Below are 22358 nucleotides of genomic sequence, written 5' to 3'. Positions count from 1 at the left end.
TCTCGTTTCCAGGCTCAGCCTGGAAATGAATGACAGGAGGCAGAGCCTGCAATAGGTATAATTTTATGAGGCAGAGCCTCAGATAAGGCATTCCCTGCCAGAGTCAGGGAACGAGACAATGTTTTTTTTAGCAGTGGCAGGGGTAGTACAGGTAGAATTAAGTAATTCACAAGCAGCATCCACAACAGACTCTGGTGTCACCAGTTGCAGACAATTTTGGTGTCCTTCAGGGCAAATACTCTTGTAACAGTTTTTGCAGGGAACATCATGGAACAGCACGCGGTTGGGAACACCCCAAGGAGTATGCTGAGGATTGGTGAGAGCATACAAATCTACAACTGGTGTACCAACAGCAGCAGCAATGTGAACCGGACCAGTATTATTGGAAATGAGCAGAGGGGCAAGTGATAAAAGTCCTGCCAGTTCATTGAGGTTAAGGCAACCGACAAGTGAATGAGACAGAACACCCGTTGCTGTTTGAATTGCTGTAACCAGTTCTCGTTCTGGTTCGGTGCCAGTAAAGATGACCGCAATACCCATGTCTTGTATTAAACTGCGGGCAACAACAGCAAATTTCTCAGGCGCGTAGCGGCGTGAAGCAGCCGTTGCACCAGGATGAATGACAACCCAAGGACGCTGCTGAGTAATACCAAGTTGTTGCAAAATATCCTTAACGGTAGCTAAAGCTTTTTCTGGGACACGTAAGGACATTCTTTCGTCATCTGCATAGCAGCCAATTGTAGCAACTAAATCCAGTTGACGACGTACTTCATGACGCATAGAATGTTCTGGTTCTGGGTCTTTTACCCAATCTGTTAGGAGTTGGTAGGGGTTTTCATGGCAATGAGCTAGCCGTAGGGGAATATCTGCCAAATAGCAGAGAAATGCTGAGGGTAGCGGGTTTTGACTATATACAGTAAAAATAATGGCACCATCGAACTTAAGACGCCGCAGATGTTCTGCCATTTCGTACTCAGGACGGCTATTAAGTCGCGGTGCTGTTGCTTTTAACCAAGGTGCATCGTAGACAATCACTTCATCAACATCTGGGACTAGTGAGGCAGTTGATGCACCCGCAGAGGAAGTGAGCAGCGTAATTCGACGGTTGGGATGTGATGCTTTTAAGGCGCGGATGGCTGGTGTCGTCATCAACACATCGCCAATTGTGTCGAGTCGGATGCACAGGATATTTTCAGCAGTGTTCCAGGTAGTCATGATTTATGAGTCAGCGGAACCTCTCCGCCTAGTAAATTTGGAGATTTTAAACCACAGATACACACAGATAAACACAGATAAAAACCATCTGTGTGCATCTGTGTCCATCTGTGGTTCCATAATTTCTTAGTACAGGCGTTGCATAAGTTCGTAACTTTTTTAAACGCACCAGGTAGCCAAGGTAGCGCAGAGGGACGCAGAGTCTCGCCAAATTTAATCCGCTACGAATTAATGAAATACTGTACTTAGTCATCTTGCTCGATATTTAATTGACAAACACGCTCGATTATGCGACTGGTGGAACGGTTTTCTATAAACGGCAAAAGTTCAACGATACCGCCGTATTGTTCTACCACAGGTGCTTCTGGTAGAGTTTCTTTGGTATAGTCGCACCCTTTGACGTAGACATCAGGTTGAACTAACCGGATCAAATCGATTGGGGTGTCTTCGTTAAAAGCAACGAGATGGTCAACACAACCTAGTCCGCGAAGAACTTGGATACGGTCTTCCAACGGGTTGATCGGGCGATTTGCACCTTTGATACGGCGGATGCTGTCGTCGGAGTTAACACCGATAATCAGTATGTCACCCAATGCTTTAGCACGATTGAGATAGGAAACGTGTCCAGCATGGAGGATGTCAAAGCAACCGTTGGTGAAAACTATTTTATGTCCAGTGCGACGGTAAGAGGTCACAAGCGAGCGAAGTTGGTTGAGATTGGGGATGTATTTTTCGCGAGGAGATGAGGGAGAAATTCCTTGCTCCCCTGCTTCCCCTGCTTCCCCCACTTTGGAAATAAACTCACGCAGTTCTTCCGCAGAACAGGCGGTGGTTCCCTCTTTTCGTACAACGACAGCAGCGGCGGCGGCGGCGAAATCAGCAACAAGTGGTGTTGCAGCACCTGCTGCTAGGGCAAGGGTTAGGGCGCTACTATAGGTATCTCCTGCCCCTGAGGTACGGGATTCGGCGGTAGGTTGGGCATAGGTGCGGTATGGTTGGGAACCATGCTCGAAAATCATTGCACCTTCAGCATCCAAGGTGACAGCAGCAATTTTCGCACCTGTGAGGTGGAGCAGTTTTTCCTCATAAGGTTTGATTTGCTCTGCACGGGAGATCCCCCCATCCCCCCGTTAATAAGGGGGGGCAACGGGGCGATCGCCAGCAACTGCACTGCTTGCTTGTAGTTCGGTTTGACTGCGGTGACGTTAAGGTGACGGTAGGCGGTGAGGTTTTTAGAGTCAACGACAAGAACGCGAGGATTGTTTTGCTGAAGTTGTGCGATCGCATCAATCACTCTTTGTGTCAAAATTCCATAACCGTAATCTGAGACAATCACGGCATCGCATTCTGAAAATAAAAGCTCCAGTTTCTCAATCAGCGCCTGCTCGCTGTCAGCGTCAATAGCATCGGTGGTGCCAGAATCAAATCTTACTAGGATTTGCGACGCTGTTATCACTCGCTGCTTGGTAAGCGTTTGTCTATTTGACGCTTTGAGGATGTGTTTTGTGGAAACACCACGTTCTGAAAGTGCTTGCTGTAGTTGCGAACCCTCCCAATCATCGCCCATCACTGATAAAAATGTCACATTTGCGCTGAGACTACGGGCATTAACAGCAGTATTAGCGGCACCTCCGGGAACATATACGCGATTTTTCAGAGTAACAACTGGCACTGGAGCCTCTGGACAAAGGCGATCGCTAAATCCTTCTAAGTAGCCATCCAACATCGCTTCACCTATAACGATGACGTGAAGATGAGCGATCGCATCCAATAGTTTTGTCAACTCAGGTTTCACTAGCGTCCTCCTAAGTGGGGGTACGGCAATGCTGTGCCCCTACTAACGGGATTTTCATCACCAGATAATATCACCTGTGCTGCTTCCATGAGGTCAGTAACAATAAAATCTGGTGTTCTCTGTGCAGAGAATTCCCATTCAGTCTCATTGCCATTATCGAGCAAAACCGTTTTGCACCCAGCACAAAGCCCAGCTTCTACATCATTAAGGATGTCGCCAATAAACCAAGATGAACGCAAATCAATGTTGTGTTCACCAGCCGCACGTAGAAGTAAACCTGGTGCAGGTTTGCGACAGTCACAAACAAGTGTAAATTCTGGCACGACTCCATCCGGGTGATGGGGACAGTAATAAAAACCAGCTAGGTAGATACCTTCTGTTGCTAAAAGTTGACACAATCGTTCCTCCACCCCCACAAGCGCAGATTCGGGAAAATACCCCCGCGCTACACCCGACTGGTTGGTAATGACAATCAACTTGTACCCAGCTTGTTGGAGTAAAAGCAATCCCTCAATCGCACCAGACGTTAGCTTAATTTGTTGCGGATCAACATTGTACGGTACATCTTCAATTAGAGTCCCGTCTTTATCCAGGAAAACAGCTTGCATGATATGATCATCACCCTTGTACATCTGTTTAACAATTTGGTTCTAGAGCAGGGAACTAGCTACACATTTCCTGGTAGGTATTTAACTCTTGCCTCTAACGTAGTTCGGTTAAGAACTCAGGCTGGTCAGATGGGCTTTTTCAAGCCCCCGGATTTATCCGTGGGGTTTCTGACTCAAGCGCCAAACCTCGTTTATACTAGGAATCTCCAGAAATTAATTGTGCGTTGTCTACAAGCGTTGTACCAGACGTGCCATGAGACGTCTTTATATTGTTTTTGAGAGGTCTACTGGTTTGCAATTGGGTAAGGTACAGAAAGAAAATATGAACCACAGATGGACACAGATGGACACAGATAAATAATTATTTCATTCAATTGAATTGCGCTATATCAAGCTTGGAAACTCGTGCGTGAGTGTTGGAAACTCGCGCATGAGTGTTGGAAGCTCAAACCTGAATACCCCATCTCGTTATTAGGGCCAAGAACTCTCGCCCAGTGGCAGAACTGTCATTTCAGGAATAACAGTTCCCTCTGGCGTAGATAGCAAAAATCGAATTGTTGCAGCTACATTCTTGGGATCTTGCAACTTACTGACATCAATATCAGGAAAGCGGTCTAGCAAAAATGGCGTTTGCATCCCACCTGCAACTAAAGCTGTCACCTTGATATTATAAGGACGCGCCTCTACGTGCAAGGCGTGACTAAAGCCCAACAATCCCCATTTACTGGCATGGTAAGCTGAAGCATTTGCCCAAGCTCGCTTTGACGCGGTGGAAGCAATGTTAATAATATGACCGCTACCCTGTTGTTTCATGACGGGTAAAACGAATTTTGACAAAATAAAGGGAGCGCGTAAGTTAACAGCAAGAATTCTGTCCCAATCTTTAATCGAAAGCTCTTCTATTGAAACAGTGAGATCCGTACCAGCATTGTTAATCAGAGCATCCAAGCGTCCGTATTGGGAGATAATCTTGTCGATCGCTGTTTGAGCTTGTTCTTCGCTGGTAATATCTAACACTAACGGCAATGCTTGAAAGCCATTAGCTTGAATTTCGCTACTCACCTTATGGGCTAAGTCGTCTCGAATATCTGCAACAACGACGATCGCACCTGCTGATGATAATGTGTGGCTGATAGCTTCACCAAGTCCACGTCCGCCGCCTGTGACTAATACGACTTTGTCTTTGAGCTCTTCCATTGTTTGTGTTTTCTCCTTTAAATGAATTTTTGTAGTGAGGAGTTTAGTCCTTGCTATGTTAGGAGAGGACTAAAGTCCTCACTACGGTATTACCCGAGTTGATAGAACTGATGGTTTCCATTGGCTACTCTTTGTCTCTCCCACTCTCCCACTCTCCCCCTCTCTCCCTCCTCTTTTTCCCCAACTCGCTTCTCAACTAATTCACACAAAAGATGCAGTACCAAGTGTTGTACTTCCTGAATACGTTGGGTATCTGTGGCTGGGACAACGAGTGCTAAATCTGCTAGTGGCAATAATTCCCCACCGTCACCGCCAACTAAAACAATAGTATTGATGTGGCAATGACGAGCAGTTTTAAACGCTTCGATCATATTGGGCGATCGCCCACTCGTACTAATACCAAGTAATAGATCCCCCGGTTGAGCAAATGTTTCTACCTGTCGGGAAAAAACATACTCGTACCCAACATCATTCGCCCAAGCAGTTAAAAAAGCAGTATCAGCCGTCAGCGCCATAACTGGAAGTCCTGCACGTTTTGAGCAGCGTAATTTACCAACAAATTCTGCTGCAAAGTGTTGAGCATCCGCCGCACTACCACCATTACCACAAACAAGTACTTTACCACCCAAAGCAAAACAAGTGAAGAGCGCCTGGGCTGCTTCAACAATGGCTGTTTTCAAAGTTTGTCGGGATTTTTCCATCGCCGCTATTGCTGCTGCAAAACTGTCATCAACAAAAGCGAGGGAAGAGGGGGAGAGGGGGAGCAGGGGAAGCAGGAGAAGCAGGGGGGGAAAGAAAAATTGGTTTGTGCTTTTGACTCAAGACTTTTTCATACAGCGATGCGACTGAACTTGTTACCTTTTCCCAGGTAAACTGGTGTTTGACGCGTTGTATTGCGTTGTGGCTGAAACGCTTGTGTGCTTGAGGATTTTTGAAAAGATAGGCAATGCGTTCGGCGATCGCCTCTGGCTGATTTGGCGGTACAAGATACCCAGTTTCACTGTCTTTTACGGTATATTTAATACCACCGACATGAGAACCAATCACAGGCGTTCCACAAGCCATCGCCTCTAAAGGTGTGATGCCAAACGGTTCATACCAAGGTGTTGTCACGAAAACATCAGCAGCGCAGTAGTAATATTTAACCATTTCCCGGCTGCGGCGTCCGACAAATGTCACTTGCGACTCAACGCCTTCTTCAGTTGCAATAGTTTGCAAACGAGCGATTTCTGGTGTCAAATGGGGATCTGGTTGTTCTGATTCACCGCCTACAATCAACAGCTTTGCCTGGATGTGATACTGTTGCAGAAGATGACCGAAAGCACGAATCACCGTATCAACGCCTTTTCGAGGTACTAAACGTCCTAACTGGAGAATGAGACGTTCATCAGGTGGTAAACCAAGCTTTTTACGAGCGGTTGTTTTATCAACTTGCCAAAATTCACTTGCATCAAAACCACAAGGAATAATAGAGATTTTCTCTTTTTTGGCATGATACAGACGCAGCAAATCTTCCTCATCCTGCGGACATTCAGCGATAATATGATCGGCTTCGGCAACGATGCGGTCTTCAATGGTAAATCGCTCATCTGGAAATTCGTCCGCCTCACCTTGCCAAAAGCGGCGCACACGACCAAGAGCATGAAAAGTCACAACAAAAGGAATCCCCAACACTTGCTTAATTTCTGCCGCCACCAATGCTGACATCCAGAAATTTGCGTGTATCAAGTCGTACTTTTTGTGCGCTTTGCTTTGAAAAGACCAAGGATTTTGACAAAAATTCAGGACATATGCCGTAAACTCTTCCATATACGGCAACATATCTTCTTTACGGACGTACATGGGAGGACCAGCCGGGACATTCACAATCCGAACGCCATCCATCCATTCGATAATTTCTGGCAATTCCTGGCTATCGCGCCGCGTAAAAACATCAACTGTGTATCCAGCAATAGCCAGATGTTTTGCGATCTGTCCTACATACACATTTTGACCACCACTATCTGCACCCCCAAAGGTACCAAGAGGTGAGGCGTGTTCGCTAATTAAGGCAATTGATTTAGTCATTTGTTATTAGTCATTAGTCATTAGTCATTGGTCATTAGTCCTTTACTAAGAACAGAAGACAAAGGACTAATGACTGATTGAAATGCTTCGTCCCAGTCCTGAGAAAATCTTTGGATGTTAAAGCGTTTTTGCGCTGTTGCTATTGCACCTTGACTCAGCTTTTGTGCATGAGTTTGGTCGTTTAAAAGTTGACGCATTTTGGAAATAAGGTTTTCAATATCAGTATCGACATAACCAGAAACTCCGTTTTCTACTACCGTGACCATTTCTGTGGTTGCGAGTCCAATGATTGGCAAACCCACCATCATTGCTTCGCACACAGCAAGCCCTAAGCTGGTGTAGCGGATGGGATTGAAGAAAAAGCGGTAGCGTGAGGCAAATGCTGGTAGTTGGTGATGTGGAATTTCGCCTAGTCCATCGAGTTTTTCTGCACCCATACCAACCAAATCTAGGGGAACTTCTTGGCGGACTCGTTCAAAGACATCTGCACCCAAACGACGACCGCGCGATCGCAAACCATTCACCACCACCAGTCCCCGTTCTAGTTCACCTGTGTAGCGAACACCATCGGGTATCATCACTCCATGTTCAATCACACGAGTCGGAGTGCGACCACTATCCCACATGAGTTGGTTAAAGTGCGTCACATGAACCAGCAACACATCTGAATCATCTACAACGTGACGTGTATCTGTTGGGTGTTCCCGTGGTGGGTCGTGTTCAAGGTAAACTCGGGGTAGTCGTCGCTGTGACTCAGAGAGAATTTCGTATTGGTCTTCAAGATAGTTCTTGCGCGACTGAAATAAAATACAGTCAAACTGGAGATTTCTGACTTCCTCTGCGGGAACATCATGAACATTATCTGACCAAGGAAAACCCCCCAAACGACCGCCATATCCTTCCGGTCGTTCTGGTTTGACAGGCAAATAAAAGTGATGGTGACTCTGTGTTAAGTAGTGGAGATAGCTACCGTGGATATGCCAGGTGAGGATGCGTAATGGTTTCATAGTTATTAGTCATAAATTGTACAGACGTGCCATGGCACATCTGTACATTAGTCATTTGCACTCTATTAAAAAAAGGTGTTTATCTACTGGGTGAGAATCTTTTGATGACAGCTTCACCCATTCCGAAAGAACGCCACCACCGAACTCTTGCGATTGACCGATACGTATGGGAATTGCTGCCAAATAGCAGATATATGCTAGGGGGTAAGGCGACTCTCCAGGATTTGTGAAAATGACAGCTGCATCAAAAGCGCTTTGGCGAAGCTTGGATATCAACGCCAATTCGCGTTCAGCATCTACAAATGTGTCACCACCCTCATAGACAAATACTTCATCTACCCAAGGCAGTTCTATACTTATTTGCCTACTACACGGAGAAACCATCAATGTGATGGTGGCATCTCCTACCAGTTCGCGCAACTTTTGGAGCGCAGGAATAGTTAGCATTAAATCTTGGCGACTACCGACTTGCATCACCAAAACTTTTTGCACATTCGTCAATTTAGGTAACATTTGCTACCTCCTTTGACAGTAGCTCATCCACCTGCTCCATAACCATTTCTGGGGATATGGTAAAGATAGAAGAGTGAAAATTGAACAAAGAAGACGGGTTTTGTTCCTTCTTGTTGTTATACAAGATGCGATGGCGATCGCGGTCTAACGGTGCCCAACGATGCGGCTCAGAGTTCGTAAAAATCACAACACTTTTCACTCCCAAACCTGCTGCTAAATGCGATACACCAGTATCGTTACATATCAGCAATTCTGCCTGACTCAAAAGCGCTGCCAATGCACCCAAGTTGGTCTTTCCCGCCAAATTAATCGGCAATGCTTGCATCATCTGGGCAATTGAGTGCGTGAGATTTGCTTCTGGTGCTGTGCCAGTCAGCACAACCTGGAAACCACGAGCAGCAATTGCATCAGCGACAGCCGCAAAATTTTCCACAGACCAACGTCTTTCTGGCACACTTGCACCAGGATGAATGCAGACATACTTTCTTTTCTGGAGAGCTTGGAATTCCTCGACTTTGTGCAAAGCCGAAAAATCTTCTTTACTTAGGGGAAATTCCAGCGCATCTCCTTGGAGTGGTATTCCCAAATATTCCATCAACCGCAGGTGACGCCATACTTCTGGTTCGTGATCTGGGTATGGTAGGAAATAATCTGCATCTGGACAGTATTGACCAGGGAGATAAAAACCAGCGTTGACACGCGCACCAAGTAAGACGGTGAAAGTATTGCTGATGATACCGCTACCATGCATTTGCAATGCTAAGTCAAAGTGTTGTTGTTGTACGCTAGCCAAGAACTGTGGTATTTTGTGGACAGGTAGTGCAACTTCAGGAATTCCTGGATAGCCGGGAAACTCTAAGAACTCATCAAGGTAATGGCTGAAGCGCTCCACAAAAGCTTTTGCCCACGCAAGACCAATCAGGGTAATGTGGCTCTGTGGGAAAGCTGCGCGTAATGCTCTCATGGCAGGTACAGCACACAGTAAATCGCCCAATCCGGGAAGCGATCGCACGATAGCTATACGAGCGATGGGTAGATGCTTGCTGAGTCGATTTGTGTGGGACACGCATTCACCTCCTGGACGACTGTTTTAACATTACTCTGTCGCGAACTCCAGTTCATTGGGCATTTGACCAAAGAAGTTTTTCCTGTTGGTCATTGCAATTGTGCAAATGCACAAAAACAGGGCAAGAATTGTAAACACAAATCCAATACAACTCATCTGGTGACTTATACCATTTCACGAAAAATATGATAGAGATAGTTAAGGAATAAGTATGAAAGAGTAAAGATAGCTAGAGTAACTAAAGTAGAAATATTAGAATCAGTTGAGGAATTACATGAGCCGTTGAGAAAACTATGAGGCTATCAGCAGAACATTTGTGATATCGGCACTTGGCCAATATGAACAAATGTACTAGTTTTGTCTCAGTTGTTTCTGATGAGACGTAAGGGTAATGGCGGCTGAGAATGTTCAAAGCAAACCGAATTATGGGATTGATGCGCCAGGTCTAGTGCGTTTCTTTTTTATAGCTGGTGCAGTTGCACTCTTCATCTTTCTTGTGGTGCTACTCTCATCGATATTTGGGCAAATTCCGAAAATAACTGTCGGTGCGCTATTGGGTATTGCAGCCACCTACTTGCTTGGCATGGGTTGCTTCATGCTTTATGGCAGTAAAGTCATGAAGTTAAAAGACACAGAGAAACTACTGAACCTAGTTCAGTGGTCAGGTAGTGAGCTTGTGCTTGACGTTGGTTGCGGACGAGGTTTAATGCTAGTCGGGGCTGCAAAGCGCCTTACCTCTGGCAAGGCTATTGGCATTGACCTATGGCATCAGCACGATCAAGCCAACAATAGTTCTGCTGCTGCACTATCAAATGCTGCAACTGAAGGTGTTACAGAGCGCGTTGAAGTCAAAACAGCCGATATGCGTCAGTTGCCTTTTCCAGAAAACTACTTTGATGTTGTGATCTCAAGTTGGGCGGTTCATAACTTAGAAGCAGAAACTGATCGGAAAAAAGCACTAGATGAAATTATTAGAGTTCTCAAACCTAATGGTATGGTTGTCCTGGCAGACATCGTCCATCAGGTTGAGTATGCAAAATATTTTGAGCTTCGTGGCATGACAAACATTCGGTTTTATAACAATGCAATCCGAGATGTAATTCTTAAAGCAGTAACTTTTGGTAGTTTCGCACCATCTGCTGTCTCAGCTTGCAAAAGCGCATAACAATTCGCAAAGGAGCAGACTGCGGAAAGTCATTGGTGTTGAGTTTGAGGTTGTTTGCAGCCCCTCAAGCGAGGTGTTATGCTGCTGAGTTACGGGTTGAGCGATAACTCGAAGCTTGCGTTGGTGTTTAGAGTTTAGTTGTCTTTGAAAATATTGGCAGATGTTAGGTTAAGGATATTGATGAGTAGTGGTATAGGAAGAGCCACTCAATTAACTGCTTGCCTTCCTGACTACAAATATAGTAATTTGTAGTATTACGAAAAATCTGTGGATGAAAGCTAGAGCGCCTGTCCAGTAGAGGTGATTGACAAATTAGCCAGAGTATGGCTTAAATAGCCTTTCACCTTAAATTGACACGTATGAGCCCCCACTGTACCTGAAAGAACATTGCTGTGTGTTTGAACCAATTGAAAACTGCTGTAACTGAAATTTGATTGAGTGCCGATCGCGGCTTCTTGTAAGATTGAGCCGCGATCGCGAGAAAAAAGTGTCACTTCACTACGCTGGAAACGCGCACCATGTAGCTACTGAAGGCTTTTTTAATCCCCTCATTTCATTATAGAGAAGCAACTCAATAACTATCGACTGCTTTTTGAGCCAACAGTGTGAGCGCGGTATCTGCGGTTAGCCCAATATGTGTCACATCCAATGAGCTCTGCTATCTCTTCCCAATCTTTCAGAGTCAGGGCGCTGAGATCGTATGTTTCTGATGATGAGTGTTGGTTAAATTTATCGAATGCCCACAACCGCTCGTAGTTGAGAGTGTCGGCGATAACCAGCCAATCTGCTAGCGAGAGCGTTTTGACGGTTGTGGTTGCAGTTAGTACGCTGTTGCTCATATCTTACTCCTGGTATTGCTCACTGCTCTTCTAGGCTCATCCACTATTAGACATCTCAAGCAGAAGCCTGACACCTTTGTGTTGCTTGAGAAATTATCTAATTTCTGGAGAGGTTTATTGGCTTTTGTTGATAGCTTTGGTGACATCTGCTAGCGTTTCATACTCTTTTGAAGGTAACTGTTTCAAAGCTCGAAGCACTTGTTCGTCGGTACCTTTTTCTTCAGCATACTTAATCAAGTCTTTTTTGCTAAGGGGATAGTTAACTTCGTTCAAGTTTTTTTCTAGCTGCCCTAGATTCACTTTAGCCATAATTATCCTCCTCAAGGTCTAACACTATGTACCAGTGAAAAGAGTAAAAATTCAGTCAATCACTAAGAAAAAAAGCTGGGATTGTTGTAATTTATTACACTGGAAACTGTTAGATCTTATTCACAAGGATACTTAGAAAGCGTCAGTAATAATACTGGATTACCTTTATAAAACTTGGTAATCCTATGGAATTAACTTTTTGATGATAAAAAAGAGCAAATACCTGTAGAGACGTGCCATGGCACGTCTCTACATCAATGAGAATTTTGAAATTCATATCTTGATTCAGCAACGCCATGTTTTACTCCACTTGCTTCAGCAGTCCCTGCACAAGCTCAACAGCGAAGGTTTTATAACCCACCTTGTCAAACAAAATCACCACTTTATCGCCTTCGTAGCGCATCACCCGCCCTTTACCAAACTTGGTGTGAATGACACTGCTGTTGATAGGGAAAGGTTGAAAGGCAGTCTCCTCAATAGTGACTCCAGCTTGGCAATTATCGCAAAATCCACACTTGTTCTGTATTGGTTCACCAAAATAGTTGAGCAGGTACTGGCGACGACAATCTTGCAATTCGGCGTAGTTTCGCATCATTTCTAAGCGCGATCGCACAAATTGTTCTCGTCGTTCCTCAGCCAGTGCTGCTGAAGCAGCTGCTGATTCTTGATTGACTTCTGCCTCGCTTTTAATAACCTCGCCAGTCGGCAAAATTTCTACCGCCTCCACTTCTTCCAAGCGACTGAGAGCTTTTGTGAGTTTATTTTGAGAGAGTTCTGTTTGTTCCTGTAAATCTTCCGGCTGAAGTGGCGCATCAGCCTTTTGTACTGCTTCTGCAACTTGCAAAACTTCCTCAAAATCTACCTTACCGCCACTGGCAAAAAAACGGCGGATATTGAGGTCATTTGAACGATAAAACAGAATCGCTTTCGCCTCCTCCCCATCGCGTCCAGCGCGTCCAATTTCCTGATAATATGAGTCAATAGAATCGCTAATGTCGTAGTGAAACACAAAGCGCACATTCGATTTATCTACCCCCATACCAAAAGCAGTAGTCGCAACAATAACCTCTGCCTCATCAGTCATGAATGCAGCTTGAACTTGCTCGCGTTCTGATGCTTTCATTCCTGCATGATAATGGACGGCTTTGATACCTTTTTTACATAAATTTTCAGTTATTTCCTCAGTATGTTTACGAGTTGCAGCGTAAATTATACCAGGCTTTTCGGCAGCGACAACACGCTTGAGCAAAGCAGTTTGTTTCTCAGCTTCGTCGTGGAAAGCCTCCACACCTAACCAAATATTCGGACGGTCAAATCCACGTACGAATATATGCGGCTTCCGCATTCCCAAGCGTTCCACAATTTCATCCCGCACAATCGGTGAAGCGGTAGCAGTTAAAGCAAGTACAGTAGGATGACCAAGCGTATCAATCACACCACCCAAGCGCAAGTAATCAGGACGGAAATCATGTCCCCACTCGCTGATACAATGAGCTTCGTCTACTACAAATAGAGAAGGTTTTGCATCCGCCAATCGTGCAAGGACTTCCTCATTATTAAATTGTTCTGGGGCGAGAAATAAAAATTCTAGCTTTTTCTTTTCTAAGTCTGCAAACGCCTCCTCTCGTTCTGCGTTCGGTATGGCAGAGTTAACAACAGCAGCTTCCGCCACATCCTGCTCCTCAATCGCTTCTACTTGGTCATGCTGAAGGGCAATTAAAGGAGAAATAACTACAGTTGCACCAGGAAGTAACAAGGCTGCTATTTGGTAGATTGCTGATTTACCAGAACCTGTAGGCATCACAGCTAGGGTGTCGTGTCCATCAACAACAGCTTCGATGACTTGTTGCTGTCCAGGACGTAAGCTGTCGTAACCAAAAGTTTTTTGTGCAATGCCTTGAATCTGCTTTTGCTTTGAGCGCTGCTTAGCCATACTTAAGTCCTTATCCTAATAAGTCTATGTTGGATTTGGACTCAAAGCACTGCCTTCCTGCTACGGAATTAAGCTCTTAGATGTAGCGAGTAGCACATAAAAGGCGAGGCTTAAAAGTGGCGATCGCCACCATAATCAAGAGCCTCAGAGATTATTGAGAATTTTCTAAAGGAAACATTAAATCTACTTGGTTTTTTTTGTCAAACAGTTAACAATGTATTTGCGTGTAAATGCTTTAACAATAACACGCAAGTTAAGACAAAATTAAGGATGCACTACGAAAAGGTGTCATGGCAATAGTGACTTCAAAAATGAAGAGATGAGGAAAGCTATTACTGGCTCATTTCTAATTTTTTATATCTTGGTCTTGGCACTGTTTGTTTCATCAGGATTTGGTTCTACCGAAAGCCAACACAGCTAGGAAATTATTGAAACTGTAATGTCGCCTTTATCTACTCTGATGGGTGCCATTACTCTCTTTTACTTTGGCTCAAGATATCTTGACAAAACACAAACCCAAAACCAAGAAGACTAATCTAGAAAATACCTTCATTGGAGGAGTGAATGAAATCTATCAAATTGCTACTACTTAGCATGACTTTCATCTTCTTTGCATGGATGAGTCCACTGCAAGCTAGTCCATTAGCTCAAGTGCCAATACCTTTAGTTCAAGAACGTGAAATAACACCCCTAAACAGTTCACAGGATGTCCTGACCGTTGCAACTTTCAATGTTGAGAATTTAGATCCTAAAGACCAACGCTTTGAGAATATTGCCAAAATTATTGTCAATAATTTGAAAGCACCTGATATCATGAGTTTAGTTGAAGTTCAGGATAACAACGGTCCAACCAATGATGAGGTTGTGAATGCAAACCGGACGTACCAAAAACTTATTGCTGCTATCGAAAATATCAGTGGCCCAGCATACGACTTTGTTGATATTGTACCCATCGATGATCAAGATGGTGGAGAACCTGGAGGCAATATCCGTGTCGGCTTCTTGTTTCGACCTAGCCGGATAACCCTGGATAAACTGCCTAAAAGAGGTGGTTCCTTAGATGCTGTGGCTATTCGTGAAGATTCAAATGATCCTGATCTCTCCCTGAATCCAGGTCGTATTGACCCCACAAATAATGCTTTTGATGACAGCCGTAAGCCACTTGCAGCAGAATTTTTATTTAACAACCAAAAACTGTTCGTCGTTGCTAACCACTTTGTTTCCAAAAAAGGAGGTCCGCCAGACGACGGTAAACGCGACAATCAAGCCCAAATTGTTAATGAATTTACAGCGCGACTATTACAGGTTGACCCTAATGCCAACGTGATTGTACTGGGTGATTTGAACGATTTACCAGATTCCCAACCTTTGAAGACTTTGAAGGGAAATATTCTTGAGAATCTGACAGAACGTTTACCTCAAAGCGATCGCTATACTTTCGATTTCCGTGGAGATCTTCAATTAATTGATCACTTGTTGGTGAGTAAAAACCTTTCTGTTGTTGCTCAGCCTCAGATTGACATTGTACATGTCAACGTTGGCTTTAAGAAGCCGGTCAGCGACCATGATCCCGTTCTTGCAGCCTTTACACTGCCTGCTAAAGGATCTACCACTTCCTCAAGGCTTACAGTTATCGAACCTACTGCTGCTAGGGAGTAGCTTACAAGGAAAAGGGGGTTGGGGAGGTGAGGTTTGCGTTATCCGAACCGTATTGTCCCCACTCCCTCACCGCAGTCTTCGCATCAGCAAAGCCAAACGAATCTGCACCGCGTCATCAAAGCGGCGTGGCTCAAGCCCAGTGAGCGAGGTAATCTTATCTAATCGGTAACTCAGAGTATTACGGTGAATCGACAGCCGATTTGCTGTGGAAGAGGGACAGCAGTCTTCAGAAAAGAATGTATCTAAGGTTGTGAGCAATTCCGGTTCGTGGTTGAGAGGACTCAATAGATATGTTGCCAATTCGATTTTTGTCTGTTCATCCGCAACCCCAATAAAAGCTGCAATTCCCAATCTATCTAGGCAGTGTACTTGATTGCGATCGCGAAAGCGACAGCCCAAAGACAAAGCTGCCCGTGCATCTTGGTATGATTGGGCAAGTCCGCGCATTCCTGGGTGATAGCGACCAATGCCAATGCTAATCGATGCGTCGGTATCAGCCCGTAACCTTGATAATAAAGCCTCCGCTGCCCGTTTTAGCGCTGTGAGATTTGCCCAAGAAGAACTGCACTGATCTGGAACATCGCCACGATTTGCCCAACTCCCCAAGTTTTTCGTATCGCTTGCTTTAAGGACAGCCACCTCGCCATCACCGAGATAAGCGCAAATTGTATCGTTAGGCAGATGGAAAAAGCTGACGACACTACCAATAACTAAAGTAGCCCGTCGCCGTATTTGCGCCTCTGCTAGAGAGGAGGTGGCGACGCGGGGACGCAGTGACGCTGAGACATTCTCCAAGCCTTGATCCGAAACTCCATTTCCTAAAATGTAATCGGCAGCATCGATTAAAATCACTGCACGGGGTGGTGTTAAATCTAAACTTAGAAGTTTACTATGGTGTAGGACAGTTGCCTCGTCATCTATTAAACCGTTAAGTAAGTCGTAGATAAACTTATTCTTTAAGTGATGTTGGTTAGGCAAAGCATCAATGACTGCTGTCTGATTAACGACCAGTTCCACGATGACCTGTGCTAAGCGAGGAGAAATTTCCTCACCATTGTCAGGTTTGCCAATAATCACTTCACCTACTTGTGTATCAAAATTAAACGGTACTCGCAGGTAATCAAAAGTGAGTTGTCCACAGATATGGTTGAAGGAAAGCCCAACAAGCTTGCGATCGCTACTGGCAATTGCTATTGAATGCTGGTCAATCACAAAAACTGCCGCGCACAATAGCTGCGCCACCCTTTGCGCCACTATTTTGGCAACTCGCTCAAATTGTGCAGTGGTAGTTAATAAAGCTGTCATTTATTTCTTATGTCCAACGGAACTGCAATTGCTGTCATATCGAAAGCAGTATCGAAGAGACATCATAGTACCGTCATCACTCTTACGACAGACAAGTTAAAGCGTATTTTAAATCACACAGTATCACTTTTCTTCTGTCTAATTATCTATGCAATTAGACAGAGAAAATCTTTCTCCCAGTAGCGGTATGAATTAAGACTGAACTTTATGTTACACAACTGTTAGTAAAGAAAAATAAAGAATGTATTTATGCAACTAGCAGGTAAAGTGGCTCTAATAACAGGAGCAGGTTCAGGTATAGCTAAAGCGACAGCAAAATTGTTTGCAAAACAAGGTGCAAAAGTTGCTGCTTTGGGGCGAACAAAGGAGGAACTAGAAGACACTGTTGCTGAAATTCAAAATGATAATGGTGAAGCAATACCGCTAGTTGCCGATATCTCACATCCAGAAGAAATGCAACAAGCAACCGAACAAGTTGTAGATAAGTGGGGACGCTTGGATATTGTGTTTGCTAACGCCGGTATTAATGGCGTATGGGCACCTATCGAGGAATTGGCACCCGAAGAGTGGGATAAAACAATCAATGTCAATTTAAAAGGAACATTTCTCACAGTAAAATACGCTGTGCCTTATTTGAAAAAGCAGGGCGGTTCTGTGATTATCACCTCATCTGTCAACGGTACGCGTATTTTTAGTAACACTGGCGCTACTGCTTATTCTTGCACAAAAGCGGCACAAGTGGCTTTCACAAAAATGGTGGCTTTGGAGCTAGCTAAACACCGCGTTCGTGTTAACGTAATTTGCCCTGGTGCCATTGAAACAAATATTAACGAAAATACTCAAAGACGGGATTTAGAAAGCGTTCAAGAACCTGTTGAGTTTCCTGAAGGGCACATTCCTTTGACTGATGGTAAACCAGGAACATCGGAACAGGTAGCACAATTAGTTCTCTTTTTAGCATCAGATGCTTCCAGCCACATTACTGGTACCGAAGTCTGGATTGATGGGGGAGAATCTTTATTGAAAGCTTAGAAACAGATAAAATAAAGCGGGTAAAAGGGGAACCCAAGCTTATTCGCGATTATTGCGACTTTGTTGGCGAAATATTTCTTAACATTAGGAATCTCACGAAAAACCTATGAAGACGGCACATGTTATGTTTGTCTTCCTTCAACCCAACCTACGAAACTATCAAGGTTTCAAGTATTCGCCAGGGTGAGCAATCATACCAACGATTACAAATTTTAGGATTAAAACCTGGACTATCATTCTTTATCCAGAATGTCCAATTTACGAAACAAAAAGGATTTGGAACATTTAATCTTGCTGGGTACTACCCACGGAAATATCGGGGCAAGGTTGAATCCTCTGGATGGTATTGACTCACAAACTTGGATAGTTTGAAAGCAGCTATTAAAGCGTTTAAATGTCGTAGTGGTATTGAGGCTAGTTTCACGAATTGTAAAACTGGCGGTTATACCAATTCTCCATGAAGATGCACTTAATATTAAAAAATGAACCGCCAAGTACGCCAAGTACGCGCCCGGAAGAGAGAGGTAATTATTTAGTGCAAGTTTACAGAGAATTGGTATTACAATTTGGAATCTACTTATGCAACTAGCCAACGTTTAATCGCACTTATTTTATTGATGGCGATCGCGAAGCATGCACGAAGCGCTCTCGCCTACAGTTGTGCAGTCTTAACTGGTCGTACATCACGACAAATTGGTCTACAAAAATATGTTGGTCGTCTTCAAGAATTAAAACGTTCTATGCGCCGACATAGTGCGTTTTGGATTGGTTTATACGGTTTTTTATGGGTGGGTGCAATGGAATTTTGGTCAGATTTGGCGATTGCCCCTTGGGCACTGCGCTCCGCGCAATCGCTCTTATGTGATTCAAGCCCCATAAGCTGCCTCATTTTCAGAAAGGTTTACGCGCTATGGCGCTTATTCAGTCAGCATTATAGCCTTCCTGTCACCCCGTCAGCTTTCTTCTGCTTTCAAATCTAATTGGAATAGGTAGAACTGTAGCCAAGGCTTCCAAACTAACTTTTTTAATTGATTGCAGCAGGGTAAATACGTTGGTCGCGTAAAAGAATATGGGCGTATTGAAAGGCGGCATAGCAGTTTTTATATCGGCTTATATGGTCAAACCTGGGTCCATTTTATGGAATCTTGCATGGAATTAGTGAATACAATAATGATATTAAATCGCAATAAGTTGAAGCATTATCAACAGGGCTTGAGAGCTATGAGGCTTATTCTGTCTCCATCATAGGCATTTTGGTCGCCCAGTCAGAATAATCAGGCATTTATCTATACTGACTTTTAAATGTCGCTGCCAAAATTATGTTATCAATTCTAAATAATAATACCAAATTTTGTGCATCGATTTATCAACAGAGGTGCAACTATGATTGTTCAATATCATGATTCAACACGCGTTGAAAACCACCTACTCCAACAAATCAGAATCAAAGAAAATCAGCTAAAAATTGCACAAGAATTTAATATGCTCTACGTAGCTGAAGCATTACAGAGTCAATTGTCAAAGTTACAGCATCAATTGTCAGAGTTGCAAGACCCACAATTTCAAGCATTAATGAGTTTGTTAGACGATTGAAATTTGTGGCAGGACGATCAATTAACTTGTGTCGTTTGGTACGATCTATGCGTGGTTCTTCTATCACACCAAAGTAGTCAGCAATCGTGATTTTAGGTATGAGCTTCATAAACAGGAGGTGGGAGAACGTAATTCTTCTTTTTGCTGCTGCTTGTGTGAGAATACCACGTTATTTGACCTGATTTTTCCGTTAAGTCTGGAAACATACAAATAGTAAGGGTTTTAAGCTCTAATATTCCGGCTCGTCTATATTTAGATGCGTTCGCCCTGGTGCATACCCGAAGGGTGTACGCAGTTCATGATGGCTACTGAAATTATTAATTAATGTTGCAGACTGTTAGCCTTTGGCGTAATCTCAATAAATGAAACTGAAGAAGACTAGAAGAGAATTATTTTGACAGGCTGGTCTTTATCTATAAAATTCTTTCAAGATAACAAAGCCATAAAGGCTAGTAAATGAGATGATACCGGAATTATCTGGCAAGCGAACCTGGGCAAATTTACCGAAAAATATTATATCAAAGTGTGCTCAATTTCTCCATCGTCCGAAAGCTGTTGTCCTTTTGCTTAATGGTTTAGCAGGGGGAGCCATACTAACTTTGAGTAGTTGCAGTTCACAGCCAAGTCACGTCACTCTCTCTAGTGGCATCACTGGTAGTTACTATAATCGCCTAGGTGAGCAAATTAATAATTCTACCAAAGCTACGGTAAAACTCTCTGTTAAAAATATCAAATCCCAAGGCTCTCAGCAAAACTTAAAACGCTTGCTTGATCACCAAGTCGATTTTGCCATAGTACAGTTAGATGTTGCTAATGAGGCAATGCGCCAACAAAAGGTCAAAGCAGTTGCAATTCTGGCAAACGAATACGTCCACATTATTTCCCAGAAAGATTCTGGCTTAAAGACGTTCGCTGACCTTCAGGGGAAGCGAGTTGCTGTTGGTACTCCTGGTAGTGGGATAAGCTTCACTGCTGACCAATTGCTAAAAACAGATAAAATAACTGTTCAATCAGATAACTCTAGTTTTGATGAAGCATTCAAGAAACTGAAATTTCGACAAGTGGATGCAGTTATGTATGTGGGAAGTTTGGGGGCAAGTAAAAATCTACGGCAAGAATTTGTAAACAATCCTGACTTAACGCTGCTTCCTATCGAACCTGCATTAATCAACCAGCTGACTGTTTTCGACCCCGGTTCCTATCAAAGTGCACAGTTGCCTACCGGAACTTATACATCGCGTCCGCCCATTCCAGACCGAAACTTACTAACTCTCTCAACTCCTACCGTTTTAGTGACTCGCCCTGACATGAATAGGCAGAAGGTTGCACTGGTTACCTGGTCTATTCTCTCTACTGCCCGTACTTATTCCCAGTTCTATCCTGCACTGCAAAACGAAGATCCTAAAAATCTACTGAGAAAAGGGCTGTTTTACATCCACCCAGCAGCAGAGGAGGTGTTTGAACAGGGTGATCCCCGCATGGCGCTGATGCATTATTGGGAAAGTAACAGTGACTTGCAGGCTGGAGTTTTTATTTTGGGCACCAGCAGCATACTAGGATTAGTGCTGCGACAGTGGCACAGACAACGGTCTAAGAAGATGGTGACTACAACTGCCAACCGGATTAATGAACTCAAGTCACTGTTGCCAGATCACCCGCAACAGGCATTAGACGGTATCGAAGACCTCAGCCAAGAGCATCGGCTGATGTTTGTTGAGGGTGCGGTGACAACCGAAGTCTACGAGCAGCTGCGGCACAAAACACAAACTTTTACAGATCAGTGTCGTAGACTTCTAGAGCAGCAGCGCAAAAAATTTGTTATGGACACTCTCCTGCTACTTGATGAATGGCAGGCAACGTTACAGACAGATCCAGAAGCCGCATTACAAAAGCTCAGTTATATTAAGCAGCAGTATCGACATATGCTGCTATCAGATCAGGTTGACATTGACGCATACATGGAACTGATGCAGCTAACCCTGATTTCTTTGATGACACTGGTGCCGAAACATTCTCAGAATGGCACAAATTCTTCAAAACATGACCAAACACTCAAAGTGAATTCAAATCATTCGGTCGAACCCTAACATATTTTATTGCATTCTATCGATTGTGCGATACTGAATTGCTTCAGCAACGTGGTTGGTTTTCAGTTCATCATCCCCTGCTAAATCTGCAATGGTTCGCGCTACTTTAAGAATGCGATCGCTAAGTACTGGAGTTTAGTGGGTGCTGAACTGAAAGTTCAGCACCCACTAAACTCCAGTCACAAGCTCGGTGAGTTTCAATCGAAACATTTTTTCTCAAACACTCAAGAACTTCTTCTAAGGTTTCTGAGTGTGTAAGAGCTAGTCTTTCTGATAAAAAAGTCAATTAATTTTAGCGGCGTTGCATAATTAAGGGATGAAGTGTCCATATTGTGCATCCAACCATATCCGTAAGAACGGGCATCGTCGTGGTAAACAGAACTACATCTGTGTCGATTGCGATGGCACGGAGTGCCCGCCAAGGGCGATCGCCAATTTATAAAATCATATTCAAAACGCGGATACAACGACGAAATTAAACAACAATGTCTAACCATGTATGTAAATAGCATTGGTTTTCGCGCCCCCCTCGCGGCTGACTGGAGTCAATCATAATACGGTAATAAATTGGGTGAAAGAAGTCGCAGAAAAATTACCAGATGCGCCTGAACATTCAGAAATTCCCCAAGTAGCTAAGGTGAATGAACTTGAGACATTTGTGGGTAAAAAAAAACGCTCATTTGGTTATGGACAGCGGTAAATAATAGTCTTCCAGGTATTTTAGCTTGGACTCTAGGGGATCGTAGTGCAATCATTTAAAAAACTTGACGTATAATCAAAAATCGCTTTAACGAGAAAACTTAGAGCCTTGCTCGCGTAATTAGCTCTATCTCTTATCAGGACTTAGACAAAACAAAAGAAGAAAAAAGGGTATAATGCTTTCTCAGCATAGCTTTCACGTCAAAATGATCCGATGAAAAAGACAACTCCCACAGCCATGCCTCCATGCTTTGAAAAATGGGTTAATA

The 22358-nt window shown here is 43.8% G+C and carries 21 protein-coding genes and 3 pseudogenes; 8 read left to right on the top strand and 16 right to left on the bottom strand.

Annotated features, from left to right (window positions below; all coding sequences use genetic code 11):
- Positions 1-78 precede the first annotated feature (78 nt).
- From waaF to V5G28_RS13410, 10 genes are all read right to left on the bottom strand, one after another.
- Positions 79-1215: a lipopolysaccharide heptosyltransferase II gene (gene waaF / locus V5G28_RS13455; protein ID WP_332987399.1), complete on the bottom strand. Its 1137-nt coding sequence runs from the start codon at positions 1213-1215 to the stop codon at positions 79-81.
- 245 nt (positions 1216-1460) lie between these two features.
- Entirely contained in the window at positions 1461-2234 is a 774-nt protein-coding gene (gene rfaE2, locus V5G28_RS13450) for a D-glycero-beta-D-manno-heptose 1-phosphate adenylyltransferase (protein WP_332987398.1), read from the bottom strand.
- Positions 2231-3010, bottom strand: coding sequence for a bifunctional heptose 7-phosphate kinase/heptose 1-phosphate adenyltransferase (locus tag V5G28_RS13445; RefSeq protein ID WP_332987397.1), 780 nt, complete (start codon positions 3008-3010; stop codon positions 2231-2233). The genes rfaE2 and V5G28_RS13445 overlap by 4 nt, the downstream gene beginning before the upstream one ends.
- Positions 3010-3642, bottom strand: coding sequence for a D-glycero-alpha-D-manno-heptose-1,7-bisphosphate 7-phosphatase (locus V5G28_RS13440; RefSeq protein ID WP_332987396.1), 633 nt, complete (start codon positions 3640-3642; stop codon positions 3010-3012). The genes V5G28_RS13445 and V5G28_RS13440 overlap by 1 nt, the downstream gene beginning before the upstream one ends.
- Before the next feature lie 447 nt (positions 3643-4089).
- Positions 4090-4815, bottom strand: coding sequence for an SDR family oxidoreductase (locus V5G28_RS13435; protein ID WP_073635938.1), 726 nt, complete (start codon positions 4813-4815; stop codon positions 4090-4092).
- Positions 4816-4904: 89 nt separating this feature from the next.
- Positions 4905-5516 carry a D-sedoheptulose-7-phosphate isomerase gene (locus V5G28_RS13430; RefSeq protein ID WP_332987395.1) on the bottom strand — a complete coding sequence of 204 codons (612 nt, stop codon included), beginning with the start codon at positions 5514-5516 and terminating at the stop codon, positions 4905-4907.
- A 28-nt stretch (positions 5517-5544) separates the two neighbouring features.
- Positions 5545-6882: a glycosyltransferase family 4 protein gene (locus V5G28_RS13425; RefSeq protein ID WP_332987394.1), complete on the bottom strand. Its 1338-nt coding sequence runs from the start codon at positions 6880-6882 to the stop codon at positions 5545-5547.
- Between the two features lie 20 nt (positions 6883-6902).
- Complete coding sequence (locus tag V5G28_RS13420) at positions 6903-7889, bottom strand: glycosyltransferase (RefSeq protein ID WP_332987393.1); 987 nt, start codon at positions 7887-7889, stop codon at positions 6903-6905.
- A 51-nt stretch (positions 7890-7940) separates the two neighbouring features.
- Positions 7941-8402 carry a glycosyltransferase family 9 protein gene (locus V5G28_RS13415; protein ID WP_332987392.1) on the bottom strand — a complete coding sequence of 154 codons (462 nt, stop codon included), beginning with the start codon at positions 8400-8402 and terminating at the stop codon, positions 7941-7943.
- Positions 8392-9468 carry a glycosyltransferase family 9 protein gene (locus V5G28_RS13410; RefSeq protein ID WP_332987391.1) on the bottom strand — a complete coding sequence of 359 codons (1077 nt, stop codon included), beginning with the start codon at positions 9466-9468 and terminating at the stop codon, positions 8392-8394. The genes V5G28_RS13415 and V5G28_RS13410 overlap by 11 nt, the downstream gene beginning before the upstream one ends.
- A gap of 391 nt (positions 9469-9859) precedes the next feature.
- Between V5G28_RS13410 and V5G28_RS13405 the strand changes: the two genes are divergently transcribed.
- A complete protein-coding gene (locus V5G28_RS13405; protein WP_073635942.1) occupies positions 9860-10633 on the top strand; it encodes a class I SAM-dependent methyltransferase in 774 nt (257 codons plus the stop codon).
- A gap of 278 nt (positions 10634-10911) precedes the next feature.
- On the opposite strand, the gene V5G28_RS13400 is transcribed toward V5G28_RS13405, so the two are convergent.
- The 4 genes from V5G28_RS13400 to V5G28_RS13385 form a co-directional block, all read right to left on the bottom strand.
- The gene (locus tag V5G28_RS13400; RefSeq protein ID WP_332987390.1) at positions 10912-11127 is read right to left on the bottom strand and encodes a hypothetical protein; all 216 of its coding nucleotides are present in this window, start codon (positions 11125-11127) and stop codon (positions 10912-10914) included.
- A gap of 84 nt (positions 11128-11211) precedes the next feature.
- Positions 11212-11472 carry a hypothetical protein gene (locus V5G28_RS13395; protein ID WP_096562857.1) on the bottom strand — a complete coding sequence of 87 codons (261 nt, stop codon included), beginning with the start codon at positions 11470-11472 and terminating at the stop codon, positions 11212-11214.
- A gap of 114 nt (positions 11473-11586) precedes the next feature.
- On the bottom strand, positions 11587-11781 hold the full coding sequence (locus tag V5G28_RS13390) for a DUF2795 domain-containing protein (RefSeq protein WP_096562856.1): 195 nt from the start codon (positions 11779-11781) through the stop codon (positions 11587-11589).
- A gap of 301 nt (positions 11782-12082) precedes the next feature.
- Positions 12083-13714 (bottom strand): RecQ family ATP-dependent DNA helicase, encoded by a 1632-nt coding sequence (locus tag V5G28_RS13385; RefSeq protein ID WP_332987389.1) that lies wholly within the window; start codon positions 13712-13714, stop codon positions 12083-12085.
- 564 nt (positions 13715-14278) lie between these two features.
- Between V5G28_RS13385 and V5G28_RS13380 the strand changes: the two genes are divergently transcribed.
- Entirely contained in the window at positions 14279-15373 is a 1095-nt protein-coding gene (locus V5G28_RS13380; RefSeq protein WP_332987388.1) for an endonuclease/exonuclease/phosphatase family protein, read from the top strand.
- Between the two features lie 66 nt (positions 15374-15439).
- On the opposite strand, the gene V5G28_RS13375 is transcribed toward V5G28_RS13380, so the two are convergent.
- Positions 15440-16678 carry a PucR family transcriptional regulator gene (locus V5G28_RS13375; RefSeq protein WP_332987387.1) on the bottom strand — a complete coding sequence of 413 codons (1239 nt, stop codon included), beginning with the start codon at positions 16676-16678 and terminating at the stop codon, positions 15440-15442.
- Between the two features lie 249 nt (positions 16679-16927).
- Here V5G28_RS13375 and V5G28_RS13370 point away from each other — a divergent pair, with 249 nt between their 5' ends.
- From V5G28_RS13370 to V5G28_RS13350, 5 genes and pseudogenes are all read left to right on the top strand, one after another.
- Positions 16928-17710, top strand: a complete 783-nt coding sequence (locus V5G28_RS13370; RefSeq protein ID WP_332987386.1) for an SDR family oxidoreductase — start codon at positions 16928-16930, stop codon at positions 17708-17710.
- Positions 17711-18276: 566 nt separating this feature from the next.
- Positions 18277-18690 carry a hypothetical protein gene (locus V5G28_RS13365; RefSeq protein WP_332987385.1) on the top strand — a complete coding sequence of 138 codons (414 nt, stop codon included), beginning with the start codon at positions 18277-18279 and terminating at the stop codon, positions 18688-18690.
- Positions 18691-18754: 64 nt separating this feature from the next.
- Positions 18755-18958, top strand: a pseudogene (locus V5G28_RS13360) (IS4 family transposase); the annotation flags it as partial.
- A 135-nt stretch (positions 18959-19093) separates the two neighbouring features.
- The gene (locus V5G28_RS13355; RefSeq protein ID WP_332987384.1) at positions 19094-19303 is read left to right on the top strand and encodes a hypothetical protein; all 210 of its coding nucleotides are present in this window, start codon (positions 19094-19096) and stop codon (positions 19301-19303) included.
- A 461-nt stretch (positions 19304-19764) separates the two neighbouring features.
- Complete coding sequence (locus V5G28_RS13350; RefSeq protein WP_332987383.1) at positions 19765-21390, top strand: TAXI family TRAP transporter solute-binding subunit; 1626 nt, start codon at positions 19765-19767, stop codon at positions 21388-21390.
- A 6-nt stretch (positions 21391-21396) separates the two neighbouring features.
- On the opposite strand, the pseudogene V5G28_RS13345 reads toward V5G28_RS13350, so the two are convergent.
- Positions 21397-21513, bottom strand: a pseudogene (locus V5G28_RS13345) (hypothetical protein); the annotation flags it as partial.
- Positions 21514-21706: 193 nt separating this feature from the next.
- Here V5G28_RS13345 and V5G28_RS13340 point away from each other — a divergent pair.
- Positions 21707-22140, top strand: a pseudogene (locus tag V5G28_RS13340) (IS1 family transposase); the annotation flags it as partial.
- Between the last annotated feature and the right edge of the window lie 218 nt (positions 22141-22358).

It is taken from the genome of Scytonema sp. PRP1 (genome assembly GCF_036697665.2).
GTDB classification, from domain to species: Bacteria; Cyanobacteriota; Cyanobacteriia; order Cyanobacteriales; family Nostocaceae; genus Kalymmatonema; species Kalymmatonema gypsitolerans.
The sequence above is the reverse complement of the archived record's forward strand: the minus strand, read 5'-3'. Positions and strand labels throughout refer to the sequence as shown.